Raw genomic sequence first — 23,621 nt, 5'->3', positions numbered from 1 at the left:
TCCAGGGAGCAGGAATGAGCACTGAGATCGACGACGTCAGCCCGGGTGGCAGCCCGATCCTGCGCCACCGCCGGGAGAAGGACTTCACCCCGGCCCGGGGCGACTCGCACATCGAGGCCATCAGCGCGCACATCGAGTGCCATCTGGGCCCGATTTCCTGCGTATTCCACGAAATCATCTCCGACCTCGTGCACATCGACGTGCATGTGGTGCCGGCCAGCGAACGCTTCCCTTACCTGCGCCTGGTAACGTCGGGCATGAGCGACCTGCCCATGGCCACGCCCGAAGAGGTGGAGGTGCCGCGGTACATGGAACTGATGGTGACACTGCCGGCCGACTGGCCGATCACCCAGGATGCCTTCGGGGACGAGCGCCATTACTGGCCGGTGCGCCTGCTGAAGACGCTGGCGCGCCTGCCGCACGAGTACGACACCTGGCTCGGCTTCGGCCACACCATTCCCAACGGCCACCCGGCCGAGCCGTACGCCCCCGGCGTGGGCTTCGACGGCGCGATCGTGCTGCCGCCGGTGACCACCCCCGAGGGCTTCGACACGCTGCAGCTGGACGACGGCAGGACCATCGTGTTCATGTCCATCGTCCCGCTGTACCCGGAAGAGATGGACCTGAAGCTGCGGAAGGACACCGAGACCCTGTTGGACCGTTTCGATGCGAAGAACATCCAGGATGTGATCGTGCCGGGCCGGGTCAACGTCGCCAGGAAGCGCTTCGGTTTCTTCTGAGACCGGTAACATCCACCGTCTGAACTTCGTTGCAGAGCCTTTGCCATGACCATCCTGCTTACCGGCGCTGCCGGCTTCATCGGTGCCTACACCGCCCGCGCGCTGCTGGAGGCCGGCCAGGCCGTGGTCGGCCTGGACAATTTCAACGACTACTACGACCCGCAGATCAAGCGCGACCGCGTGGCCGCGCTGTGCCCGGGCCTGGACCTGCGCACCCTGGACCTGACCGACCAGCAGGGCCTGGCCGCGCTGTTCGATGAAGTGAAGCCGACCGCGGTGATCCACCTGGCCGCGCAGGCCGGCGTGCGCTATTCGCTGGAAAACCCGCACGCCTACGTCGACAGCAACCTGGTCGGCTTCGTCAACATGCTCGAGCTGTGCCGCCATCGCGGCGTGCAGCACCTGGTCTACGCGTCCAGCAGTTCGGTGTATGGCGACTCGGCCACGCCCCCGTTCTCCGAGGACCAGCGCGTGGACCAGCCGCGCTCGCTGTATGCGGCCACCAAGGCCGCCAACGAGCTGATGGCCTACACCTACGCGCAGCTGTACGGCCTGCACTCCACCGGCCTGCGCTTCTTCACCGTGTATGGCCCGTGGGGCCGTCCGGACATGGCGCCGCTGCTGTTCTCGCGCGCGGTGCTGGCCGGGCGGCCGATCGATGTGTTCAACGAAGGGCGCATGCAGCGTGATTTCACACATGTTTCCGACATTGTTTCGGGCATCCTCGGCGCCCTCGCGAACCCCAGCACCGAAACCGTGCCGCACCGGGTGTTCAACCTCGGCAACCATACGCCGGTCGAGCTGGAGCGCTTCATCAGCGTGATCGAGCAGGCCGCCGGCCGCCCCGCGCAGAAGGTCTACAAGCCGATGCAGCCGGGCGACATGGTGCGCACGATGGCGGACACCCGTCGCGCCCATGACGCCTTCGGCTTCGACGCGGTCACCCCGATCGAGCAGGGCCTGCCGCCGGTGGTGCAGTGGTGCCGCGAGTATTTTGGTGATCGTGCCTGAGGACGGACCCTCACACAGCCGGATTCATCTTCGGATAACCTCGGCTTCGGAGAATGCGCGGTCTTTGTATCCCTGCTGGCCGAGTGACCCATGAGCCAACCCGAGCTTTCCGTTGTCGTCCCGGTGTTCAACGAGCGCGACAATGTCGCGCCCCTCGTCGGGGAGATCGTGGCCGCACTGCGCGGCCAGGTGCCGTTTGAGATCGTCTACGTGGACGACCATTCGCGCGACGACAGCCTGGCTGTGCTGCAGGGCCTGAAAGCCAGCACGCCCGAGCTGCGCGTGCTGCACCATGTCAGCCAGAGCGGGCAGAGCACCGCCGTACGCACCGGCGTGCGCAACGCCCGCGCCCCCTGGATCGCGACCCTTGATGGCGACGGCCAGAACGATCCGGCCGATATTCCCAAGCTGCTGGCCGCACGGCAGAGCGCCGATGCGCAGGTGAAGCTGTTCGCCGGCTGGCGCGTCAACCGCCAGGACAGCGGCAGCAAGCGCTGGGCCAGCAAGTGGGCCAACGCGATCCGCGCGCGCATGCTGCGCGACGATACGCCCGACACCGGTTGCGGCATCAAGCTGTTCGAGCGCGAGGCCTTCCTCGACCTGCCGTACTTCGACCACATGCACCGCTACCTGCCGGCGCTGATGCAGCGTGCCGGCTGGAAGACCACCAGCGTGCCGGTCAACCACCGCCACCGCACTGCCGGCGTATCCAAGTACAACAACCTTGGCCGCGCCCTGGTCGGCATCCGCGACCTGCGCGGCGTGGCATGGCTGATCACCCGCAGCAAGCGCACGGCGGTGGAGGAGCGTTGATGGACCTGGAACTGCACTGGCTCGACCAGCCGCTGACCTGGTTGTACTGGACCGGCCTGCACGTGACCGGCTGGAAGCTGATCGGCTATACCGGCGCGCTGATGTTCGGCGGCCGCTGGCTGGTGCAGTTCGTGGCCTCCAAGCGCGCCGGCAAGCCGGTCATCCCGCGCCTGTTCTGGTACATGAGCGTGGTCGGCAGCCTGATGACGCTGAGCTATTTCCTGTTCTCGGCCAAGCAGGATTCGGTGGGCGTGCTGCAGAACCTGTTCCCCGCGTTCACGGCGTTGTACAGCCTGCACCTGGACATCCAGCACCGCGGCTGGAAGCGGGACAAGGCCGGCCACTGAGAGGCCGGTAGCGCCGGGCCATGCCCGGCGGATGCATCCGTTTCCGCGCTGCCCGCCACCACGCGCCTGCGGCGCGTGCGCGCTGTGGGTAGAGTCGACTGTCAGTCGACTTCCGCGCGGAGCGCGAGGTTTGCCGGACCTGGTGGAAAGAGCAGCCGACTAACAGTCGGCTCTACCGCGCGCCTGCGGCGCTGGGGTCCCGGCCTGCGGCCGGTCCCCGGTCCTGCCTGCGTAGCAGGCAGGACCTTCGTCCCATGCCACAGGCGGTGCGCGGTGCGATGATCGGGATCTGCCTTCCCGGGAACCTGTGCTCGTGAAAACCCGCCTTGCCGTTGCTCTGCTGATTGCCCTGTCCGCCCCTGCGGTCGCCCTCGCTGCCCCGCCTGCCGTCGCTCCGGCCAGCATGGCCACCGGATCGGCAGCCGATGCCGCCTTCCGTGCCCTGTACGAGAAGGAGTGGACGTGGCGCCAGGACGGCGGCGGCGAAGCCAGCGAGGACGAGGATGCACCGGCCAACGCCACCCGCATGCCCGATGTCGGTCCGGCCGCCCAGCAGGCCCGCCTGAAGGTCTGGGACGAAACCCTGGCCGCGCTGAAGAAGATCGACCCGAAGGCCCTGTCGGCCGACAACCAGGTCAACTACGCGATCTACCGCGACCAGGTCTTCAACCTGGCCGAAGCGACGCGCCTGCGCACCTACGAGATGCCGTTCAATTCGGATTCCTCGTTCTGGTCCAACCTGTCCTTCATGGCCCGGCGCGAGATGAAGACCGCGCAGGACTACCGCAACTACATCGCCCGCCTGAACGATGTGCCGCGCTACTTCGGCCAGCAGACCGACAACATGCGCGCTGGCCTCAAGCGCGGTTTCAGCGTGCCGCGCGCGGTGCTGGACGGCCGCGAGGTCTCCATCGCCACCGTCGCCGAACTGAAGGACCCGACCACATCGCCGCTGTATGCGCCGTTCAAGAAGCTGCCGGCGAGCATTCCCGCCGCCGAACAGGCCACCCTGCGCGAACAGGCTGCGGCGGCCATCAGCGGCAAGGTGGTGCCGGCCTTCCAGCAGCTGCGCACCTTCTTCGTCAGCGAATACGTGCCGCAGGCGCGCACCACGCTGGCGGCCGAGGCCATGCCCGGTGGCAAGGCCTTCTACAAGCAGCAGATCCACGAATACACCACGCTGGACCTGTCGCCCGAGGAGATCCACCGCATCGGCCTGGGCGAAGTGGCGCGCATCCAGAAGGAGATGAACGACATCATCCAGCAGGTGCAGTTCAAGGGCAGCTTCGCCGAATTCCTGACCTTCCTGCGCACCGATCCGCAGTTCTACGCCAAGACCCCGGAAGAGCTGCTGTCGCGCGCCGCGTGGATCTCCAAGCGCGCCGATGGCCAGCTCGGCCGGTTCATGACCCTGCCGCGTGCCCGCTTCACCATCGTGCCGGTGCCGCCGGACATCGCCCCGTTCTGGACCGCCGGCCGCGGCGGCATGGGCACCTATTGGGTCAATACCTACGACCTGCCGTCGCGCCCGCTGTACAACCTGCCGGCGCTGACCCTGCATGAGTCCGATCCGGGCCATGCGCTGCAGGGTGCGATCGCCTCCGAGCAGAAGGACCTGCCCGAGTTCCGCCGCAACGCCTACATCTCCGCCTATGGCGAAGGCTGGGCGCTGTACTGCGAGAAGCTGGGCGTGGAAATGGGCATCTACGAAACCCCGTACGAGGATTTCGGCCGCCTGACCTACGAAATGTGGCGCGCCGCGCGCCTGGTCATCGACACCGGCGTGCACAGCAAGGGCTGGACCCGCGCGCAGGCCATCGCCTACCTGCGCGACCACACTGCGCTGAGCGAGCATGAAGTGACCACCGAAGTGGACCGCTACATCTCCTGGCCGGGTCAGGCGCTGAGCTACAAGCTGGGCGAGATCGCCATCGTGCGCCTGCGCGCGCAGGCCGAGAAGGAACTGGGCGACAGGTTCGACATCAAGGCCTTCCACGACGTGATCCTGAAGCAGGGCTCGGTGCCGCTGCCGGTGCTGGAACAGCAGATCCAGGCGTACATCGCCGAGCGGAAGAAGGCCTGAGACGACGCGTCGCCGGGCATGGCCCGGCGCTACCGTAACGCGCGGTGGTAGCGCCGGGCCATGCCCGGCGAGCGCGAAGCGCGGCAGACGGGGTCGGATCGCAGGATCCGACCCCGTCGTCTTTCAGCCCACCACCCGCGGCTTCACCACCCGCGCAGCAAACGTCGGCAGCACCAGCAGGGTCAGCACGGTGGCGGTGATCAGGCCGCCGATCACCACCGTCGCCAGCGGCTTCTGCACCTCCGCACCGGAACCGCTGGCGATGGCCATCGGAATGAAGCCGACGATGGCCACCAGCGCCGTGGTCAGCACCGCGCGGATGCGGCTGGCGGCACCATTGATGGCCGCCTGCATCGGCAGGTCACCACCCTCCAGCCGCTCGCGGATCGCCTGCATCAGCACCAGGCCGTTCAAGGTGGCCACGCCGGAGACGGCGATGAAGCCCACTGCCGCCGACACCGAGAACGGCATGCCACGCAGCAGCAGGGCGAGGATGCCGCCGACCAGTGCCAGCGGCACGCAGCTGAACACCAGAAGAGCTTCCTTGCCGCTGCGCAGGGACATGAACAGCAGGCTGCCGATCAGCAGGAACACCACCGGCACCACCGTCGCCAGCCGCTTCTCCGCGCGCTGCAGGTTCTCGAACTGGCCGCCCCAGCTCAGGTACGCACCCGGCGGCAGCGCAACGTCGGCCACCGCCGCCTGCGCTTCGCCGACGAAGCCACCCAGGTCGCGGCCGCGCACGTTGGCCTGCACCACCACGCGGCGGCTGCCATTGTTGCGGCTGATCTGGTTGGGTCCCTCGCTGACGCTGATGCGTGCCAGCGAGGACAACGGCACCACCAGGCCTGCAGGCGTGGCGATCGGCAGCGAGGCCAGCTGGTCAGGATCATTGCGTGCAGCATCGTCCAGGCGCACCACCACATCGAAGCGGCGGTCGCCTTCGAAGATCCGGCCGGCCGCGGTGCCGCCGATGCCGGTGGACAGCGCGTCACTCACGTCCGCCGCAGTCAGCCCGTATTGCGCGGCCGCGGCGTGGTCGATCTTGACGTTGAGCGTCGGCAGGCCGGAAATCTGCTCGACCCGCACATCGGCCGCACCCTGCACCGCACGCAGCTTGAGTGCGACCTGGTCGGCTACCTTCTGCAGTTCTGCGAAATCATCGCCGTAGATCATCACCGCCAGATCGGTACGCACGCCGGAAATCAGTTCGTTGAAGCGCAGTTCGATCGGCTGGCTGAACTCGAAGCTGTTACCCAGCTGCTGTCCGGCCAGTTTCTCGAAGCGCGCCACCAGTGCGTCTTTGCCCAGCTTCGGATCGGGCCAGTCCTTGCGCGGCTTCAGCACGATCACGCTGTCGGAGATGTTGGTCGGCATCGGGTCGATGGCCGCCTCGGCGGTACCGGTACGCGAGAACACGGTTTCCACTTCCGGTTGCTGGGCAATCGCCTTTTCCAGCGCCAGTTGCATGGCCAGTGACTGCTCCAGCGAGGCGGACGGTACGCGCAGGGCCTGCATCGCCACGTTGCCTTCGTCCAGGGTCGGCATGAATTCGCGGCCCAGCAGCGAGAACGAACCGATGCCCACCACCACCATCATCACCGCACCGGCCAGCACCGTGCGCGGATGCGCGACAGCCTTGCGCACCACCGGTTCGATGCGCGCACGCAGCACGCGGATCAGCCTGGTTTCGTGCTCGCCGTCGTCCGCATGCGCATCGCTGTCCTTCGCCTTCGGCTCGCGCACCAGCAGCGCGGCCATCGCCGGCACGAAGGTGAAGGAGAAGATGAAGGCACCGACCAGGGCCAGCATGAAGGTCGCTGCCATCGGGTGGAACGTCTTGCCCTCCACGCCTTCCAGGGTGAGGATCGGTGCGAACACCAGCAGGATGATCAACTGGCCGAACGCCGCCGGCCGCGCCATCTTTATTGCCGAATCGGCGGCCACGCGCAGGCGCTCCATCGCGGTCAGCGCACGCCCCAGCTCAGCGCGGCGCTGGCCCAGCATCAGCAGCGTGGACTCGATCACGATCACCGCGCCGTCCACCAGGATGCCGAAATCCAGCGCGCCCAGGCTCATCAGGTTGCCGCTGATGCCGAAGCGGTTCATGCCGATCACCGCGAACAGGAACGATAGCGGAATCACCAGCGCCGTGATCGCCGCCGCGCGCAGGTTGCCCAGCAGCAGGAACAGCACCACCACCACCAGCAGCGCGCCCTCGGTGAGGTTCTTGGCCACGGTCCTGATGGTGGCATTGACCAGTTCGCTGCGGTCCAGCACCGGCACTGCGACGATGGACGGCGGCAATGAGGCATTCACCTGTTCCAGGCGCGCGGCGGCCGCCTGCGCCACGGTGCGGCTGTTGCCACCGGCGATCATCAGCGCGGTACCGAGCACGGCTTCGTGGCCGTTGCGGCTGGCCGCACCCAGGCGTGGCGCACGGCTCAGGGCCACCTCGGCCACATCCGCCACGCGCACGACCATGCCGTTGCGCGTGGCCACCGGTGCCTGCGCCAGATCGTCGGTGGTCAGCGCCAGGCCATCGGCACGCACCACCAGGCCCTCGCCTGCACGCTGTACGAAACCCGCACCGGCCTGTACGTTGGCGCGCTGCAGGGCGGTGACCAGGTCCGCCAGGCCGAGGCCGTGCGCGGCCAACCGGGCGCTGTCCGGGTGCACGCCGTACTCCTTGACGTAGCCGCCGACCGTATCGACACCGGCCAGCCCCGGGCTGGAACGCATCTGCGGCGCGATGATCCAGTCCTGCACGGTGCGCAGGTAGGTGGCGCGTTCTTCCGGCGTGCGCAGCAGGGTGCCTTCCGGCGTGCGGTAGACCTCACCGGCCTGCCATCCGGCCTCACCGGGCCTGGCCAGCGTAGCCGGATCGAACGCGGTGAAGTCCACCGTCCACATCAGCACCTCGCCGAGGCCGGTGGTGACCGGCGACAGCATCGGCGACGCGCCATCGGGCAGGTCTTCGGAGGCTTCGCGCATGCGCTCGGCCACCTGTTGGCGGGCGAAGTAGATGTCGGTGGCATCGGTGAAGATCGCGGTGACCTGCGAGAAGCCATTGCGCGACAGCGAACGCGTGGTGGTCAGGCCGGGAATGCCGGCCAGCGCGGTTTCCAGCGGGTAGGTCACCTGCCGCTCGATCTGTTCCGGCGTCAGCGCCGGCGCCACCGTGTTGATCTGCACCTGGCGGTTGGTGATGTCCGGCACCGCGTCGATCGGCAGCTTGCCCAACTGCAGCAGGCCCACGGCCGCCAGCAGCGCGGCGGCGAACACCACCAGCCAGCGGTGGCGCACCGCTGTTTCAATGATCAGCTTGAACATGGTCGCCTCCTCAGTGGCCGTGCTCGGCTTCGCCCTTGGCCAGTTCGGCCTTGAGCAGGAAGGCGTTGGCACCGGCGATGCGCTCGTTGCCGGTCAGGCCGCCGAGGATCTCGATGCGGTTACCGGCACGGCGGCCGGCCAGCACCGGCTGCGCCCTGAAGCCGCCGTCGACGGCGACGAACACCGCGCTGCGGCCATCGACGTTCTGCACCGCATCGGCGGGGACGCTGAGCGAGCCCTCCTGGCCCTCGATGACCACCACCGCCGATACCGGTGAACCGGCCGGCGGCAGCGCAGCGTCCACCGGCATGGCACGGATCACCGCGACGCCGCCCTGCTGGCGCACATCGGCGGCCGAACCGGTGACGGTGGCGGTGAAGCTGCCACCCGGCACGCTCACTTCCATCGTCATGCCGGGCGTGACCTGTGCGGCCAGCGCCGGTGGTGCGGTGAACACCAGTTCGTTCATCGCCGGATCGGCGACATCGGCCACGACGCTGCCGGCAGCGACGACGCCACCCGGGGTGACCTGCACGTTGCCGACGATGCCGGCTACCGGGCTGGTGATGCGCACGCGGCCGCTGCTGTCCGGCGAACCGTTGGCGGCGGCCTGGGCCTGCGCGGCGGCGGCCTGGGCCTGTGCCGCCATGGCCCGTGCATGCGAGGTTTCCAGATCCTGGCGTGCGACCACGCCTTGTTCCACCAGCGCCTTGTCACGACCGTGGGCCAGGCGTGCGGCCTTGGCTTCGGCGGCGGCGGCCAGCGCGTTGGCGCGAAACACGGCCGCCTCACCGCTGACCACGCTGGCCAGGGCTTGGTTCTGCTTCACCGCCGTGCCCGGTGCCACCAGTACGCGTTCGACGCGGCCGGTCACGGTCGAGGCCACCGAGGCGCGCGCACCTATCGATGGCTCGACCCGCCCGGACAGCCGGGTCGAGCCACCGCCGCCACGGCCAATGGCGACCACCTCGATGGCGGACGCCTTGATCTGTTCCGGCGTGAGCTGCACCACGCCCTCATCGGCGTCGGCTGCGGCGGCGGGCGTGGCTTCAGCGCTGCCCGGCGCATGGCCGTGGTCGTCGTCGCCGCCAGCTGGTGGAGCCTGTGCAGTGCCAGTGCAGCCGGCCAGCAGCGCGCTCAACAGCGCCACGGACAGCAACGAAAAAGTGCGGGAAAACATCAGTGAACCTCCACGAACGGGGTGCGCCCTTCCAGGCGGGCAAGATCGATTTCGGCGCCGACGCGCGACAGGCGCGCATCCACGGCGGTGCCGCGGGCGGCGATGAGGGCGCTGCGCGTGCTGCGCAGTTCCAGCTGCGAGATGCGTCCGGCATCGAAGCCGATGCGGGCCAGCCGGTAGGCTTCCTCGGCGGCGGCCACGCTTTCATCCGCGGCGCGTGTGCGGCTGCCGGCGGCCTTCAGCCCGGCCACGGCCGAGAGGCGTTCGGCCTCGCTGTCGCGGCGTTGCTGGTCCAGGCGCGCCTCGGCCGCGCGCTGTTCGGCATTGGCCGCGCGGACGCCGCCGCGGTTGCGGTCGAACAGTGGGATGGAGAGGCTCACCCCCAGCGTGTAGGCCTGTTCGCGATCCTCGCGGAAGCGCGTCTGTGCGGCGGTCACGCTGAGGTCGGGCAGGGCGCGCTTGCGCTCCACCTCGACAAGGCGCGTGCTGGCCTGTGCTTCGGCTTCGGCAATGCGCACCGCCAGCGCGGCATCCCCGCTTCCACGCGGCAGCGGCGGCGTGCGGTCCAGCAGGCTGCTGTCGATCGACTGCACCGGCGCATCCAGCAGCGCGGCACCTGCCAGCCGTGCCAGTGCGGCATCGCGGTAGGCCTGCGCTTCATCCAGCGAGGCGGTGGCGTTGGCCACCTCGCTCTGCGCCTGCACCGCACGCAGCTGCGGTTCGCGGCCCTGCTTGACCATCGCGTTGACGGCGTTGGCGTCAGCACGGGTGAGGGTCAGCGCCTCTTCGGCCAAGGCGTAGCGGCGCAGTGCACTTTCCGCCTGTGCATACACCGCCGCCAGCTGGCTGGCCACATCGCTGCGGCTTTGGGTACCCCGCAGGTTGGCTGCCTGTGCCTCGGCACGCGCGGCACGGACACGCGCGCCACGCTGGCCCCAGATTTCCAGCGGCTGGGACAGGCTGAGCACGGTATCGGCCCTGCCCATGCCGCCGTAGGAGCCGGTGCCCCAGGCGTTTTCGGCGGACCAGGAAAGGGAAGGGTTGGGCAACGCACGGGCCTGGTCGGCACGCGCGTCGGCGGCCTCGGCCAGGGCGGCGCCGACGCGGGCGCCGGGCAGCTGGTCCAGGCGTTCAAGCAGGGTGTCGTAGGAAGGGGCGGCTTGTGCCATTGCCTGCATTGCCGGGGCAAGGCCCAGCAACATGGCAATGACCCGCCCGGCCGCACGCAGCGACCGAGGTGTCAGGTTCGACATGAAAAATATCCGGAGGTGAGGGGAACGGAAGCCCGCGATTGCGGGACGCGCTCAACTCACGCCCGGGGAGGACGCTTCAGTTCATCCTGCGCGACGGCATAGGCCGCGCTGTCACCGGCCGGCATCCAGCGTGCCGGCAGCGGCGTGCCGAAGGCGGCAACGGTGCCGGCCGGCAGGCTCAGGTTGGAATGGTGGCAGTGGTTATGGCTGCAGGCACCGGTGTGCGTGCCGTCACTGTCGCCGTCTGCGTCGTCAGCCGCGGCTTCAACATGGGCCGCGACCGTGTCATGCGGTTCGACTGCACAGGCCAGCACGTCGGCCACCGGCACGACCACGAATGCCGCCATCAGCAGCATCAGCAGGGTCGAACGGAGGTGGCGGGCGATCCAGCGCATGGAGGGCAGGCTAGCAAGCAGTTTCCGGTGGATACAATATCAATGGTGGGGTCGGATCCCTTTCCGCAGGAAAGGGCTCTGACCCTGCTGTCTGGTTGCGCCGCCCCGCACCATCGTTGAGGATCGGGATTCGTCACCAGGGAAGGAACGATGACCGCACGCATTGCCGCAGCAGGCCTGCTGCTGATACTGGCCAGTCCCGTCGCAGTCGCCGCCGAGGATGTCTACGTGGAATTCCTGTGGGCGCCGACGCCGGCAGATGCCCTCGCACGCTCGCAGACCCAGCTGTTCATTGCCGATGGCCACCACGATCACCGCATCTGTGTGGCCGCCAATCTCGTCGATACCGACGTGGCGGGCCTGCACATCGACGTCCGTGATGCCAAGGGCGTGCAGATCTCGCGCACGGCCCACGAGGACTACCGGGGCCGCAAGAAGTGCTATGCCGCTGACCTTGGCAGTACCGGCGCGGCCGGGATGTGGACCATCGATGCCGTGCTGGGGGATGGGCGCCGTGGCAGCGCGCAGATCCGCGTGGATCCGACGCTGGAGGCGTCGCCCCTGTACCTGCGGCATGACCAGCCCTACGTGGCAGGACGGCCGAACTACGACGCCTCCGTTCCGCCAGCCGAGTGGGTGGGCAAGCTGGTCTGGGCGATGGACGTGGATGCCGCAGGTCAGGTTACCCATGTCGAGGTGGAGACCGCCGAAGGCGTCGGCGAGCGCCTGCGTGAGCGCGCGCTGGCGGCCGGGCGGCTGACCCGGTTTGGCCCTGACCCGGCGCGTGCGACGAAACCATTGCGGTGGCGCCGCACACTGGAGTTTGCTCCGGAATGATGGTCGCGTCCGTGGTTGCCGGCCAGCGGCCGGCACTACCCGTGTCAGGGCAGCTTCGCAATCACCTTGATCTCGAACTTGAACCCATACAGCCAGGTCACGCCGATACCGGTCAGCGTCGGGTGCGGTGCCTCGCCCCAGTACTCCGGCACGATCGCCCACGCCTTCTCGAAGTTCGTCTCCGGGTCGACCATGAACACGGTGACGTCGATCACGTCATCAAACGTGCAGCCGGCGGCGGCCAGCACGGCGTTGAGATTCTCGAAGGCGCGGCGCACCTGGGTTTCGAAGTCCGGTTCGGGCGAGCCATCCTCGCGGCTGCCGACCTGGCCGGAGACGAACAGGAAGCCATTGGAACGGATGGCGGGCGAGTAGCGGTTGCGCTCGTACAGGGCCTGTCGGCCGGCGGGAAAAACGACATCACGGTGCGTCATGGGGGTCTCCAAGCGGGAGGTTCCCATCTTCCGTGCCGGATCTGTCTGGATAAACAGTGATGATCGGCCTAGATTGATTGCCAATCCCAAACAATCCCGGCCGGCCCATGGACCGTTTCGAGGCAATGCGCGCCTTCGCCCGCGTGGTGGAAACCGGCAGCTTCACCCGCGCCGCGCAGACCCTGCAGATCAGCCGCACCACGGTCACCCAGCTGGTGCAGCAGCTGGAAGCGCACCTGCGGCTGCGCCTGCTCAACCGCACCACGCGGCGGGTCAGCGTCACCGCCGATGGCGCGGCGTACTACCCGCGCATCGCGCGCCTGCTGGCCGAGCTGGAAGAGGTGGAGGGCGGCCTGGGCGAGGCGGCCAGCCAGCCGCGCGGGCGCCTGCGCATCGACGTGCCCGGCCCGTATGCGCGGCTGCGGCTGGTGCCTGCGCTGCCGGATTTCCATGCGCGCTATCCGGACATCCAGCTGGACATCGGCGTCAGCGACCGCGAGGTCGATGTCATCGCCGACAACGTGGACTGCGTGATCCGCGGTGGTGCGCCCGCCGATCCGGCGCTGGTGGCGCGGCCGCTGGCCAGCCTGTCGATCGGCTTCCACGCCAGCCCCGCTTATCTGCAGCGCTTCGGCGTGCCCACGCACCCGAGCGCACTGGAAGGGCCGGACCATCACATGGTCGGCTTCCTCAGCCCGCGCACCGGCCGTGCACGTGTGTTCATCGCCCAGCGCGGTGATGAGCGCATCGAGGTGCAGGGCCGGCATGCGGTGGGCTTCGACGATGGCAATGCCTACCTCGCCGCTGGCGTGGCGGGCCTGGGCGTGGTCGCGCTGCCCAGCTACATGGCCGACCCGCACGTAGGCAGCGGTGAACTGCGGCCGGTGCTGCAGGACTGGCAGCTGCCGCCGATGCCGATGCACGTGATGTTTCCGCCGAACCGGCACATGAGCCAGCGGCTGCGGGTGTTCATTGATTGGGTGGTGGAGGTGTTGGGGTGACATACGCGGGGCATGCGAAAATCATCACTGCACGCACCAGGAAACCGCCACACGCATGAGCCGCATCGTCGCACTGGATACCGAAACCACCGGCATCTCCCATCGCATGGGCCACCGGGTCATCGAAATCGGCGCGGTGGAACTGATCGATGGCCAGCTCACCGGTCGCCAGTTCCACACCTACCTGCAGCCACAGCGTTCGGTGGATTGGGGCGCGCAGCGCGTGCATGGCATCAGCGATGCGATGCTGGTGGGCAAGCCGCTGTTTTCCAGCAAGGCCGCCGAGCTGCTGGAATTCCTGCGTGGCAGCGAGATGGTCGCGCACAACGCAACCTTCGATGTGGGCTTCCTCGACAACGAACTGCGCCTGGCCGGCATGCCCGGCAGCCTGGCGCAGTACTGCCGCATCACCTGCAGCCTGAAGCTGGCGCGTGGGCGCTGGCCCGGGCAGGGCAACAAGCTGGACGACGTGCTGCAGCGCCTGCGCATTCCCGGCAATCGCGGCCTGCACGGCGCGCTGAAGGATGCGCATCTGCTGGCGCAGGTGATTCCGCACCTGCGGTGATGGCGCCTTGGCGGCCGGCTCTAGGCGTCTGCAGGGGAACGCAAAGACAGGTTGTCGTCATGGACATGATTGAACCTGCAGATCTGTTCAATGTGTTGCCGGGCCTCTGTTGAGAACCAGCCAAGAACTTCCACCAGATGTCTGTGTCTCTCCCGCAGATCCTGATGAAAGGTGATGGGCTCATGGTGGAACACGCGATTTCGCAGGGCACGAGCGCTTTCGACGCGACGTTGAACCTTTGCCCTGGTTCTCCAGGACTTGGGGACGCCAGGCAGAACAGAACCGAGGAGAGCAGGCCAGGCTGTCCTTCTTCCATTCTCGTAGGCGAAGTGAAACATCCCGCACCAGAAGCCGAAGCCGAGCTCTGCAACTACTCGATCCGGATCATGGGGTTTGTTGCGCTTCGAGAGTTTTGCTTTTGCATCCAGGACCATGGCTGCATGGTTCGCATTGAGCCAAGTCTGTTCATACCAATCGGTCGCCCCGAAGTGCTGGCTGAAAGCGTTGTGGATGCTGTTGCGCATCACCACCTCCAGCATATGAAGCACTGGATACATCGCCTCGCACAGCATCATGTTTCTGGCGTGCCTTGCTACGGCCTCGATGCCCGGATTTCCATATGAGCGGGCTTCGGGTGCCGCCCCTTGAGACTGGGCGGCGGTGGCAGATGCCTGCCGGGCGTTCAAGGCCTCGGCCAGCGCGGATCCCAGCGCACCCGCGGGTGCTTGATTGACGGGATTGACCACAACGGCGACGGCGGATGCAGGTGGCAAGCCGTAAGATGCCAACCTGACCGATGACACTGCCGCCACCACCCCGTCAGCGGCCTTCACATCAATGAGCGATGCCCAATAGGGACTCTTGAACATGATGTGATCTTCCCCTAGCATCGCCAGCGCGTACCCCGGCTAACTCCTCTCCTCACATGCTTCTCGTGAGTGATGGGTCCGGGGTTTTTTATTGTTGGCCAAACGTCCGTGTGTTGTGCTCACCCTGGAATTTCATGGGCTGGGCAAGGGGTCTGGCAAAGCCTGTTCAACGTTCTACAGCAACGTCAGTCGGGCGGTAAGGTTGAATTCCGTCAATCGCGGCGACTGCAGTGCCCACTCCATCCTCGCTGGCCATCGCCGCGCCCAGTGCCGCCGCACGTGCACGCGTAGTGCCGTCCTCGGCGAACGCAATCGCCGCCGCAAGCGAGGCCGCATCCAACCGTTTCGGTGACAGCGGCGCCGGCGCCACACCCAGCGTCTGCAGGCGCCGCGCCCAGAAGAACTGATCGGCCGCGAACGGCATCACCAGCGAAGGAATACCGGCGCGGCACGCCGAATGGGTGGTGCCGCTGCCGCCATGGTGGATGGCCAGCGCGCAGCGTGGGAACAGTGCTTCATGCGGCGTCGGGCCGAGCACGAACACGTCCGCTGGCAATGCACTTGAGGGCAGTCCGGCCCAGCCCGGGAACAGCAGCACGCGGCGCCGCGCCAGCGCCTGCAGCAGGGCTGGCAGCACGCGTTCGCGGTCGAAGCCGGTCATGCTGCCGAAGCCGAGATAGACCGGCGCGGGCCCGGCATCGAGGAAGGCCTGCAGGTCGGCGGGCGGCGACCACGGTTGTTCCGGCATCCGCCACTGCCCGCACACCACATGGTCGGCCGGCCAGTCGGCAGGCGGCGGCAGCAGCTGCGGGGAGATGCCGTACAGCATCGGCAGCCCGGACCAGAGCGTGCGGCGGGGCGGTTGCCCCAGGCCGGCGCGCGCGGCGTTGATCGGCCTGCGGAAGGTGCGCCATACCGCCTGGTTGACCAGCCCGTAGCTGGCCCGGCGCAGCACGCCCGGCAGCGGCATCGGTGGCAGGAAGGGGGAGGCGAAGGCGCGCGTCGGGGTGAGCGGGATCATCCCGGTGCCGATGGCCGGCAGGCCGTGCCGCTCGGCCACGCTCAGGCCCACCAGCGCGGCCAGCCCACCGGTCAGCACGGCATCGCAGCCGGCGGCAACCGCATCGGCCTGCGCCATCCAGGCCGGCACGTGGCGGCCGGCCATCCGCGCCAGGCCGCGCGAGGCGGCGGCCAGGTTGTTGCCGCGCGCTACCAGCGCGACCACTTCGTCGTGGATGTCGCCTTCCAGCGCCGCGTGCGGCACGCCCAGTTCGCGCGCGCTGCCCAGCGTGCCCTGCTCGGCCAGCAGCAGCACCTCGTGGCCGGCCTGGCGCAGCCCATGGCACAGCATCACCAGGGGGCGCGTGTCGCCTTCGGTTCCATAGGTCAGGGCCAGCAGTCGCATCGGGGGCTTCGAGGGTGGGGCTGTCAGTATCGCCGCAGGTCGCAGAAGGCCGCGCGAATGCACCCGCGTGTTGCTATTGGTGGCATTGCACGGGCCCGGCCAGTACGCTTCCAGCATGCGAACCAAGCCCAATGCCCAGCCCAACCAGAGCCTGATCGACGGCATCGCCACCCTTCAGGCACTGGCGTCGTCGCCCGAGCCGGTAGGCTGCCGTGAACTGGCCCGCCAGCTCGACGCCAACCCGACGCGGGTCAACCGCCTGCTCAAGACCCTGGCCTATCTGGGCATCGCACGGCAGACCGCCGACCGCAAGTACACCGCCGGCCCGGGCATGCACGTGCTGGCCGCGCAGAGCCTGTTCGCTTCCGGTCTGATCCGTCGCGCGCTGCCGGTGCTGGAAAGCCTGCGCCGCTTCGGCCACACCGTGGCACTGGGCGTGCTGTGGAACGACAGCGTCAGCTACCTGTTCCATGCGCCGCCGGGCATCGAGGCGGCACGGGGCCTGGGCCGCATCGGCCTGCTGCCGGCCACCACCAGCGGCATCGGCATCGTGCTGCTGGCGCAGCTGAGCGATGACGAAGTGCGCGAGATCTACCAGGACAAGCCGATCCCGATGTTTCCCGAGGGCATCGAGCAGCTGCTGGCGACGCTGGCAGTGACCCGTGCGCAGGGCCATGCCCGGGTGCACGTCGCTGACGAACGTGACCACCACATCGTCGCCATCGCCATGGGCGACCCGGTCCACGCCGGCATCGCCACGTCCGGCTGGATTCCCGAATCGGCCACTGCGGAACTGGTGGCGGCCCTGCGCACGGCGGCGGCGGAGATCGGCTGAGGCACCGCGACAGGGCTGCCGCAGTGCGACTTGACCTGTTGCTACAATAGCAATACGTTGCAGCCTTCCGATGGGGAGGTGTCGTCGATGGCCAAGCGGTGGAGCGCGTGAGCGGGTCGGGCAAGACGAGGTGGGTCCTGCTGGGACTGCTGTTCTTTTCCACCGTCATCAACTACCTGGACCGGCAGGCGCTGTCGATCCTGGCCACGACCATCCAGGCCGACCTGGACATGTCCGACATCGAGTACGCACGGGTGGTGCAGGTGTTCCTGTTCGCCTATGCCGCCGCCTACGTCATGGCCGGGCGCATCACCGACTGGCTGGGCGCGCGGGTGGCGCTGCTGCTGTTCGTGGGCTGGTGGTCGCTGGCCAACATCGCTACCGGCTTCGTACGCAGTGCGGTGGAACTGGGCGCGGCGCGATTCGCGCTGGGCCTGGGCGAGCCGGGCAACTACACGGTCGGCACCAAGGTGGTGTCTGAACAGTTCCCGCCGCGCCAGCGCGGCCTTGCCCTGGGCCTGTACACCGCCGGCGCGATGATCGGCGCCACCCTGGCACCGCCGCTGATCGGCGGCATCGCTATCGCCTACGGCTGGCGCGCGGCATTCTGGATCACCGGCCTGGCCGGGCTGGTGTGGATGATCGGTTGGTGGTGGGCCTACCCGCGCGGCGCCGGCAAGCAGTCGACCGCAGTGGCCGCCAGCGCTTCGGATGCGTCTCCATCCGACGAGGCCGTGGCCGCACCGACGCCGCCGAGCATGAAAGGGGTCTGGGGCCGGTTGGCGCGCGACCGCACGGTATGGGCGTTGGTCGCCTCGCGCGCCGTGGCCGACCCGGTCTGGTACTTCTACCTGTTCTGGTTCCCCAAATACCTGGGCGATGCGCGCGGCATGAGCCTGATGGCGGTCGCGTCGCTGGCTTGGATCGTCTACGTGGCCGCCGACATCGGCAGCGTCGGCGGTGGCCTGATTTCCGGCGGCCTGGTGAAGCGTGGCATGGACCCGGTGCAGGCCCGCCTGCGCACGATGATCGGCGCGGCGTGCCTGGCACCGGTCGGCATCTTCGTGGCCCTGCATCCGCCGATCCCCGTGCTGCTGGGGCTGGCCTGCCTGGTCACGTTTGCCCACCTCACCTATCAGATCAACCTGACCACGATGACGGTGGACCTGTTCCCGTCGCGCTACATCGCTTCGGTGGCGGGGCTGGTGGGCTGCGGCAGTGCGCTGGGCGGCATGGTGTCGGCGCAGGTGGTGGGGCACCTGGTGGCCGGTGGCAACTTCGACCGCGCGTTCGTGCTGATGGCGGTGCTGCACCCGATCGCGGTGGTGCTGGCCTGGATCGCACTGCGCCAGGCACGTCGCTCGCCGATGACCCTGGTAGGGCAGCAGGCGGCATAACCACGTGTCTTTGTAGCGTCGAGCATGGCTCGACGCTACAAAGGCCAAGCCGGGTCAGGCCACGGCTTCGGCGTGATGCCAGAACGTCGCGTTGGGCGTAGCGCCGAGGCCTGGGCCGCTGGGCAGCCGATAGCCGTCCTGCGTGTAGGCCATGTCGGTGTCCAGCATCTGCACCGAGCGAGAGAAGATCGAGTGCTGCCACTCGTGCCGCCACAGCCCTTCGACCACCGCCGATGCATGCAGGCTGGCCGCCATGAAGATGCCGCCGCCGATGGTGGCGTGCGGTGCGACCTGCACGCCGTGGGCGGCGGCCAGGCGGGCGATGCGCAGGAACTGGGTGATGCCGGTGTGGCCCATCTCCGGCTGCACGTAGGCCAGGCTTCCACCTTCCACGCGCGGCCTCGCCACGTATTCTGTCGGCCACTCTTCGCCTGCAGCCACCGGAATCGGGCTCTGCTGGCCCAGCGCGACCAGTCCAGGCACGTCTTCCGGCTTCAGTGGCGCCTCGATGAAGGTCAGCCCCACCGGCTGCAGCTGGTGGGCCAGCTGCAGCGCACCCTCAAGGTCGAACTTCCAGTGCAGGTCGACCATCAGCTGGGCGTCCGCGCCCAGTGCCTGGCGAAGCGCCGCCATCTCTTCGGCAATGCCGTCGTGGCTGACCACCGCGTGCACCTTGAAGGCGGTATGGCCCTGCTGCTGGAACGTGCGCGCCATGGCCACCTTTTCCTCCAGCGTGGCCGCGGGCAGGCCGGACACGTAGCCGGCGATGCGCTCGTGGCGCCGCTCTCCCAGCAGCGACCACAGCGGCTGGTCCGCGGCGCGTGCGCGCAGGTCCCACAGCGCGATGTCCAGCGCGGCGATGGCATCGGTGTGGAAGCCGCTGCCGCAGCCGCGCACGCGCATCAGGCCGTACAGGTCGTCCCAGATCGCCTCGACATCTTCCGGGTCGCGGCCCAGCAGCTCCGGTGCCAGCAGGTCATTGATGATTTCGCAGGTCGCGCGCGGTGCGCAGATGCCGTACGTCTCACCCCAGCCAACGGCGCCGTCGGCGGTGGTCACCCGTACCAGCACCGAGCGGTCCACGGTCGGGTACAGCGTGCCGTTGCCCCGGCGCACCAGGTAGCCACGTGTGTTCACCCGCTCGCCCGCGCCCAACGGGCCCAGGTAGGGCGTGCTGCGTGGCACGGTGAGGATGAAGGTCTCGACGCGGGTGACGGCGCTCATGCAGGGGTCCGTTGTGGGCGGCCGGGTACAACGTCCAGCGGCAGCAGGTCGGCGATGCGGGACAACAGGGTATCCAGTTCGCGGCGGTCCCAGGCATCCAGCGCCGGGCCCGGAGCGCGTACATGTTCGCAGTCGATGATGCTCCGGCGCAGCAGCACGGCCTTGGTCAGTCGCCAGCGGAACACCGCCTGCATGCTCAGCAGCGGCAGCGTGCGTTCGAACAGTACGCGCGCGCGCTCGTGGTCACCGGCGGCATGCGCGGCCAGCATCGCCACGTGCACTTCGGTGATCTCGCAGGCCGGCATGGTGCCCACCGCACCGCGAGCCAGCTCGTCCAGCACGTAGCGCGCGCCCGCACCACCGAACACCGCCTGCACGGCATCGCCAGCACGTTCGGACAGCGCGGTGATGCGATGCCCGGACGGCATCGTTTCTTCCTTGACGTAGGCGATCGCCGGCACCTGGGTGGCCAGCGCCAGCAGCGCATCCACGCCCAGCCCCACGCCCATCGGCGGCGGTGCGTTCTGCAGCATGATCGGCACGCCGGATTCGGCGCCCAGGCGCGCGAAGAACGCCGCCATGCCTTCGTTGTCACCGGCCAGCGCGTGCGGGGTCAGCACCATCGCCGCCGCTGCGCCTGCTTCGCCGCCGGCACGGGTCAGGCGCACGGCATCGTCCAGCGTCTTCGCACTGCCACCGACGATGAACGGCACGCGGCCGTTGTTCCAGCGGCCGATGCAGGCGGTCAGGTGCAGGCGTTCCTCCAGGTCCAGCATGTCGTACTCGCTGGCCAGGCCGGGGAACACCACGCCGGCGGCACCAGCGGCCAGCAGGTATTCGAACACCCTCTGGGTCGCGGTCTCGTCCACGGCGCCCTGGGCATCGAAGATCGTGGGAAGAATCGGGAAGACACCTTGCAGAGCGGCCATTGCGCCGGATCCTTGTGGAAAGGGTGTGCCATGTGTAGCAACACCATGAAGGGGAGGTTCCCGCTGGGGCCGCGAAGGAACCGTCATTCTTCGCTGCATTGCAGCGTGCGCGGCCAAAACATATTGCTATATTAGCTACATCACTGCCAAGTCGCAGTGCAGCAGCAACGACCGGAAAAGCGCTGGATCCAGGTGGCAGTTCGGCAAGCGGGGTGGGGCGGGGCAGCGGACGGAGGGTCCGCGCCGGCCCCGGTCGGTGCCGCCTGGGTCCCAACCTTGGGAGAGGGCCCGATCCATGCATCGTTTTCCACGTTCGACCTTGTTCACCGCTCTGGGGGCCTGCCTGCTGATGCCCGTGCTGGCATCGGCGCAGGACACGGCCCCGGCCACCACCACAGGCGACGGCCAGCAGCAGGCGCAGACCCTGGATGCCGTCAGCGTCGTTGGCATCCGCGGCAGTCTGGAAGCCTCGCGTGACCTGAAACGCGACTCGGCGCAGATCGTCGATGCGATCGTCGCCGACGACATCGGCAAGCTGCCCGACACCAACGTCGCCGAGTCGTTGGGCCGCGTGGCCGGCGTGCAGCTCGAGCGCGGCATGGGCGAGGGCAGTGACATCCTGGTGCGCGGCCTGAAGGAAAATGTCCTGCTCTACAACGGGCGGCAGATCGTCGATGCCACCGGCCGCGGCGGCAACGGCCTGGACCAGCTGGCCACCTCCACCTACGGCCTGCTCTCGCTGGTGCCGTCGGAGCTGATCTCGCGGCTGGAGGTGACCAAGCTGGCCGGTGCCGACCAGCTCAGCGGTGGCCTCGGTGGCATCGTCGACATCCATACCCGACAGCCGTTGTCCGGTGATGCCGAGCAGAACGTGGTGAGCGTGGCCGGCACCTATGACGAGATGGCCGATTCCTGGGGCCACAATGCCTTCGGCCTGGTGTCGCGGCGCAGCGATGACCGCCGCTTCGGCGCGCTGGTCTCGGCCACCTACGGCCGCCGCAACGTGGTGCAGCAGGGCCTGGATACGTTCTCCGGCTATGCCCGCTACACCGACCCGGCGAGCCCGGGTACCACCCGCTTCGGCAGCACCGACATGCGCGCGCAGAACATCGACGACGACCGCACCAAGGTGGGCGTCAGCACCGTGCTGCAGTGGCGCCCCAGCGATGGCGTGGAGCTGACCTGGGACACGTTCTATTCGCGGCAGAAGGCCGAGCGTGACCGCTACTGGATTGCCTTCAACCCATCCGCAGGCCTGAGCAACGCGGTCTACTCCGAGCACGACATCCTGCTGGCTGGCCGCTCCACCGGCACCGTGCTGCTCAACTCCGAAGCGGCCGACATCAATTCGGACACGATCTCCAGCGCGCTGCGCGCCAGCTTCCGCGTCGGCGAACGGCTGGATGGTTCGGTGGAACTGGACTGGGGCCGTTCCACTGCCAAGTACGACCAGCGCTACATGCGCCTGGCGCCGATGGCCGGTCTGACCTCGGTGACCGACTTCGACCTCCGCAGCGGCAATTTCGGCAGCTTCAACGTCAGCGGCGTGGACGTGACCGATCCTGCGCAGTGGCGCATGACCATCATGTTCGACAACTACTGGCGGGCCAGGACCGACTCGCGCGCGCTGCGCAGCGACTGGAGCCTGGCCTTTGATGACGGCCCGCTGCGCTCGCTGGATTTCGGCGCCCGCTTCAGCCGCCTGGAGAGCCTGCAGGATCCGCTGCGTGCGGACATCCGCCCGGCCGGTGGCATCCCGGTCACGCTGATGGCGCCGTACATCCGCGTCTACAGCAACAACGATTTCCTGCCCGGTGAATTCAACGGCCTGCCGCGCGACTACCTCGGCGCGTTCCGCAGCACCTTCGGTGGCTGTGAAAGCTTCACCACCGTGCCGCAGATCTCGCAGAACGCGCAGTGCCTGGACCCGCGCAACAACGCACTGGCCTACGCGGCAACCTTCCGCGTGGACGAGGATTTCCTCGAGGCCTACGCCAAGCTCAACTGGGATACCGACGTGGCCGGCATGGCGCTGGGCGGCAATGTCGGCGTGCGCTTCGTCGGTCGTGACATGACCTCGCGCGGCAACCTGATCAGCGGCAACGGCACGCTCACCCCGTCCACCTTCGACCGTGACGACCGCGAAGTCCTGCCCTCGGCGGTGGCCAAGCTGCAGATCACCGACAGCCTGGTGCTGCGTGGTGGCGCGGCCAAGGTGGTAGCGTTCCCCAACACCGAAGACCTCAACAACGGCGTGACGCTCAACAACAACGCCGTGTTCGATGGCAACGGCGTGCAGACCTCGCCGGGCACCGGCACCGGCGGTGCACCGGACCTGGATCCGTTCAAGGCCACCCAGTACGACCTGTCGCTGGAGTGGTACTACGGCGGCCAGGGCCTGCTCTCGGCCGGCCTGTTCTACAAGGATGTGTCGACCTTCATCGTGCAGCGGCAGAGCGCGGAAACCTACAACAACATCAACTACCTGGTGCTGCGCAAGATCAACGGCGACAAGGCCAAGGTGAAGGGCGTCGAGCTGCTGGCGCAGGTACCGTTCAGCGGCATGCTCGATGGCTTCGGCGTGGTCGCCACCTACACCTGGATCGACTCGGAAACCCCGATCACCGACGTCAACGGCAATGCGATGACCTTCCCGGGGCTGTCGAAGAACAATGCCAACCTGATCGGTTATTACGAGAACGGCCCGTTCGGCATCCGCGTGGCCTACAACTGGCGCGATGAATACCTGGTCGGCCTGTCCAGCGCGGCTACCGGCATCTTCAACGACACCTACAAGGATCTGTCGGCGTCGATGAGCTACGATTTCAGCGACCGCCTGTCGCTGAAGGTGGAAGCCAACAACCTGCTGGACAGCGAGCAGCGCACCTTCGACGGCTACGACGAGGGCCTGCGCACCAACGTGGTGTTCGGTCGCTCGTACAAGGCCAGCCTTACCTACCGGTTCTGAGC

At 67.9% G+C, this 23,621-nt stretch carries 20 protein-coding genes; 11 read left to right on the top strand and 9 right to left on the bottom strand.

Annotation, left to right across the window (positions count from 1 at the left end; translation table 11 throughout):
- Positions 1–14: 14 nt before the first annotated feature.
- The 5 genes from C1927_RS20835 to C1927_RS20815 all read left to right on the top strand — a co-directional run bounded on the left by C1927_RS20835 (position 15) and on the right by C1927_RS20815 (position 4,994).
- Positions 15–740, top strand: a complete 726-nt coding sequence (locus tag C1927_RS20835; protein ID WP_108747698.1) for a suppressor of fused domain protein — start codon at positions 15–17, stop codon at positions 738–740.
- A 45-nt stretch (positions 741–785) separates the two neighbouring features.
- Positions 786–1,751, top strand: coding sequence for an NAD-dependent epimerase/dehydratase family protein (locus C1927_RS20830; RefSeq protein WP_079224314.1), 966 nt, complete (start codon positions 786–788; stop codon positions 1,749–1,751).
- 90 nt (positions 1,752–1,841) lie between these two features.
- Positions 1,842–2,564: a glycosyltransferase family 2 protein gene (locus C1927_RS20825; RefSeq protein ID WP_079224313.1), complete on the top strand. Its 723-nt coding sequence runs from the start codon at positions 1,842–1,844 to the stop codon at positions 2,562–2,564.
- Positions 2,564–2,911, top strand: a complete 348-nt coding sequence (locus tag C1927_RS20820; protein ID WP_079224311.1) for a lipid-A-disaccharide synthase N-terminal domain-containing protein — start codon at positions 2,564–2,566, stop codon at positions 2,909–2,911. The genes C1927_RS20825 and C1927_RS20820 overlap by 1 nt, the downstream gene beginning before the upstream one ends.
- A 313-nt stretch (positions 2,912–3,224) precedes the next feature.
- A complete protein-coding gene (locus C1927_RS20815; RefSeq protein ID WP_108747697.1) occupies positions 3,225–4,994 on the top strand; it encodes a DUF885 family protein in 1,770 nt (589 codons plus the stop codon).
- Positions 4,995–5,117: 123 nt separating this feature from the next.
- On the opposite strand, the gene C1927_RS20810 is transcribed toward C1927_RS20815, so the two are convergent.
- The 4 genes from C1927_RS20810 to C1927_RS20795 are packed head-to-tail and all read right to left on the bottom strand — an operon-like array spanning position 5,118 to position 11,155.
- Positions 5,118–8,327, bottom strand: a complete 3,210-nt coding sequence (locus tag C1927_RS20810) for a CusA/CzcA family heavy metal efflux RND transporter (protein WP_108747696.1) — start codon at positions 8,325–8,327, stop codon at positions 5,118–5,120.
- A 10-nt stretch (positions 8,328–8,337) separates the two neighbouring features.
- Entirely contained in the window at positions 8,338–9,510 is a 1,173-nt protein-coding gene (locus C1927_RS20805) for an efflux RND transporter periplasmic adaptor subunit (protein WP_108747695.1), read from the bottom strand.
- On the bottom strand, positions 9,507–10,760 hold the full coding sequence (locus C1927_RS20800) for a TolC family protein (protein WP_108747694.1): 1,254 nt from the start codon (positions 10,758–10,760) through the stop codon (positions 9,507–9,509). Before C1927_RS20800 ends, C1927_RS20805 begins: the two co-directional genes overlap by 4 nt.
- Before the next feature lie 56 nt (positions 10,761–10,816).
- Entirely contained in the window at positions 10,817–11,155 is a 339-nt protein-coding gene (locus C1927_RS20795) for a hypothetical protein (RefSeq protein WP_108747693.1), read from the bottom strand.
- A 150-nt stretch (positions 11,156–11,305) separates the two neighbouring features.
- Here C1927_RS20795 and C1927_RS21790 point away from each other — a divergent pair, with 150 nt between their 5' ends.
- Positions 11,306–11,992: a hypothetical protein gene (locus C1927_RS21790; RefSeq protein WP_237771988.1), complete on the top strand. Its 687-nt coding sequence runs from the start codon at positions 11,306–11,308 to the stop codon at positions 11,990–11,992.
- A 44-nt stretch (positions 11,993–12,036) separates the two neighbouring features.
- Here the strand turns inward: C1927_RS21790 and C1927_RS20785 are convergent, their stop codons facing one another.
- Positions 12,037–12,426, bottom strand: coding sequence for a RidA family protein (locus C1927_RS20785; RefSeq protein WP_108747692.1), 390 nt, complete (start codon positions 12,424–12,426; stop codon positions 12,037–12,039).
- 107 nt (positions 12,427–12,533) lie between these two features.
- Here C1927_RS20785 and C1927_RS20780 point away from each other — a divergent pair, with 107 nt between their 5' ends.
- Positions 12,534–13,427: a LysR family transcriptional regulator gene (locus C1927_RS20780; protein WP_079224297.1), complete on the top strand. Its 894-nt coding sequence runs from the start codon at positions 12,534–12,536 to the stop codon at positions 13,425–13,427.
- 55 nt (positions 13,428–13,482) lie between these two features.
- The gene (gene dnaQ, locus C1927_RS20775) at positions 13,483–13,992 is read left to right on the top strand and encodes a DNA polymerase III subunit epsilon (RefSeq protein WP_079224295.1); all 510 of its coding nucleotides are present in this window, start codon (positions 13,483–13,485) and stop codon (positions 13,990–13,992) included.
- A 20-nt stretch (positions 13,993–14,012) separates the two neighbouring features.
- On the opposite strand, the gene C1927_RS20770 is transcribed toward dnaQ, so the two are convergent.
- Both C1927_RS20770 and C1927_RS20765 read right to left on the bottom strand, forming a co-directional pair.
- Positions 14,013–14,861, bottom strand: coding sequence for a hypothetical protein (locus tag C1927_RS20770; RefSeq protein WP_152027148.1), 849 nt, complete (start codon positions 14,859–14,861; stop codon positions 14,013–14,015).
- Positions 14,862–15,027: 166 nt separating this feature from the next.
- Positions 15,028–16,266, bottom strand: coding sequence for a glycosyltransferase (locus tag C1927_RS20765; protein WP_079224292.1), 1,239 nt, complete (start codon positions 16,264–16,266; stop codon positions 15,028–15,030).
- A 115-nt stretch (positions 16,267–16,381) separates the two neighbouring features.
- On the opposite strand from C1927_RS20765, the gene C1927_RS20760 reads away from it, so the two are divergent.
- On the top strand, positions 16,382–17,101 hold the full coding sequence (locus C1927_RS20760; RefSeq protein ID WP_108747691.1) for a helix-turn-helix domain-containing protein: 720 nt from the start codon (positions 16,382–16,384) through the stop codon (positions 17,099–17,101).
- Positions 17,102–17,208: 107 nt separating this feature from the next.
- Complete coding sequence (locus tag C1927_RS20755; RefSeq protein WP_108747898.1) at positions 17,209–18,498, top strand: MFS transporter; 1,290 nt, start codon at positions 17,209–17,211, stop codon at positions 18,496–18,498.
- Positions 18,499–18,552: 54 nt separating this feature from the next.
- Here C1927_RS20755 and C1927_RS20750 read toward each other — a convergent pair whose 3' ends face one another.
- Complete coding sequence (locus tag C1927_RS20750; protein ID WP_079224286.1) at positions 18,553–19,722, bottom strand: mandelate racemase/muconate lactonizing enzyme family protein; 1,170 nt, start codon at positions 19,720–19,722, stop codon at positions 18,553–18,555.
- The gene (locus C1927_RS20745) at positions 19,719–20,651 is read right to left on the bottom strand and encodes a dihydrodipicolinate synthase family protein (RefSeq protein WP_079224284.1); all 933 of its coding nucleotides are present in this window, start codon (positions 20,649–20,651) and stop codon (positions 19,719–19,721) included. Before C1927_RS20745 ends, C1927_RS20750 begins: the two co-directional genes overlap by 4 nt.
- Before the next feature lie 295 nt (positions 20,652–20,946).
- On the opposite strand from C1927_RS20745, the gene C1927_RS20740 reads away from it, so the two are divergent.
- Positions 20,947–23,619, top strand: coding sequence for a TonB-dependent receptor (locus C1927_RS20740; protein ID WP_108747690.1), 2,673 nt, complete (start codon positions 20,947–20,949; stop codon positions 23,617–23,619).
- Positions 23,620–23,621 lie beyond the last annotated feature (2 nt).

It is taken from the genome of Stenotrophomonas sp. ZAC14D1_NAIMI4_1, from assembly GCF_003086775.1.
Taxonomy (GTDB): Bacteria; Pseudomonadota; Gammaproteobacteria; order Xanthomonadales; family Xanthomonadaceae; genus Stenotrophomonas.
This window is presented reverse-complemented; position numbering and strand designations above follow the sequence as displayed.

Excerpts from the sequence above, each read along its gene's own strand:
- C1927_RS20830 (WP_079224314.1), top strand. The coding sequence starts at position 786 with ATGACCATCCTGCTTACCGGCGCTGCCGGCTTCATCGGTGCCTACACC.
- dnaQ (WP_079224295.1), top strand. The coding sequence starts at position 13,483 with ATGAGCCGCATCGTCGCACTGGATACCGAAACCACCGGCATCTCCCAT.
- C1927_RS20795 (WP_108747693.1), bottom strand. The coding sequence starts at position 11,155 with ATGCGCTGGATCGCCCGCCACCTCCGTTCGACCCTGCTGATGCTGCTG.
- C1927_RS20810 (WP_108747696.1), bottom strand. The coding sequence starts at position 8,327 with ATGTTCAAGCTGATCATTGAAACAGCGGTGCGCCACCGCTGGCTGGTG.
- C1927_RS20825 (WP_079224313.1), top strand. The coding sequence starts at position 1,842 with ATGAGCCAACCCGAGCTTTCCGTTGTCGTCCCGGTGTTCAACGAGCGC.
- C1927_RS20800 (WP_108747694.1), bottom strand. The coding sequence starts at position 10,760 with ATGTCGAACCTGACACCTCGGTCGCTGCGTGCGGCCGGGCGGGTCATT.
- C1927_RS20785 (WP_108747692.1), bottom strand. The coding sequence starts at position 12,426 with ATGACGCACCGTGATGTCGTTTTTCCCGCCGGCCGACAGGCCCTGTAC.
- C1927_RS20770 (WP_152027148.1), bottom strand. The coding sequence starts at position 14,861 with ATGTTCAAGAGTCCCTATTGGGCATCGCTCATTGATGTGAAGGCCGCT.
- C1927_RS20740 (WP_108747690.1), top strand. The coding sequence starts at position 20,947 with ATGCATCGTTTTCCACGTTCGACCTTGTTCACCGCTCTGGGGGCCTGC.
- C1927_RS20820 (WP_079224311.1), top strand. The coding sequence starts at position 2,564 with ATGGACCTGGAACTGCACTGGCTCGACCAGCCGCTGACCTGGTTGTAC.
- C1927_RS20835 (WP_108747698.1), top strand. The coding sequence starts at position 15 with ATGAGCACTGAGATCGACGACGTCAGCCCGGGTGGCAGCCCGATCCTG.
- C1927_RS20780 (WP_079224297.1), top strand. The coding sequence starts at position 12,534 with ATGGACCGTTTCGAGGCAATGCGCGCCTTCGCCCGCGTGGTGGAAACC.
- C1927_RS20750 (WP_079224286.1), bottom strand. The coding sequence starts at position 19,722 with ATGAGCGCCGTCACCCGCGTCGAGACCTTCATCCTCACCGTGCCACGC.
- C1927_RS21790 (WP_237771988.1), top strand. The coding sequence starts at position 11,306 with ATGACCGCACGCATTGCCGCAGCAGGCCTGCTGCTGATACTGGCCAGT.
- C1927_RS20760 (WP_108747691.1), top strand. The coding sequence starts at position 16,382 with ATGCGAACCAAGCCCAATGCCCAGCCCAACCAGAGCCTGATCGACGGC.
- C1927_RS20745 (WP_079224284.1), bottom strand. The coding sequence starts at position 20,651 with ATGGCCGCTCTGCAAGGTGTCTTCCCGATTCTTCCCACGATCTTCGAT.
- C1927_RS20765 (WP_079224292.1), bottom strand. The coding sequence starts at position 16,266 with ATGCGACTGCTGGCCCTGACCTATGGAACCGAAGGCGACACGCGCCCC.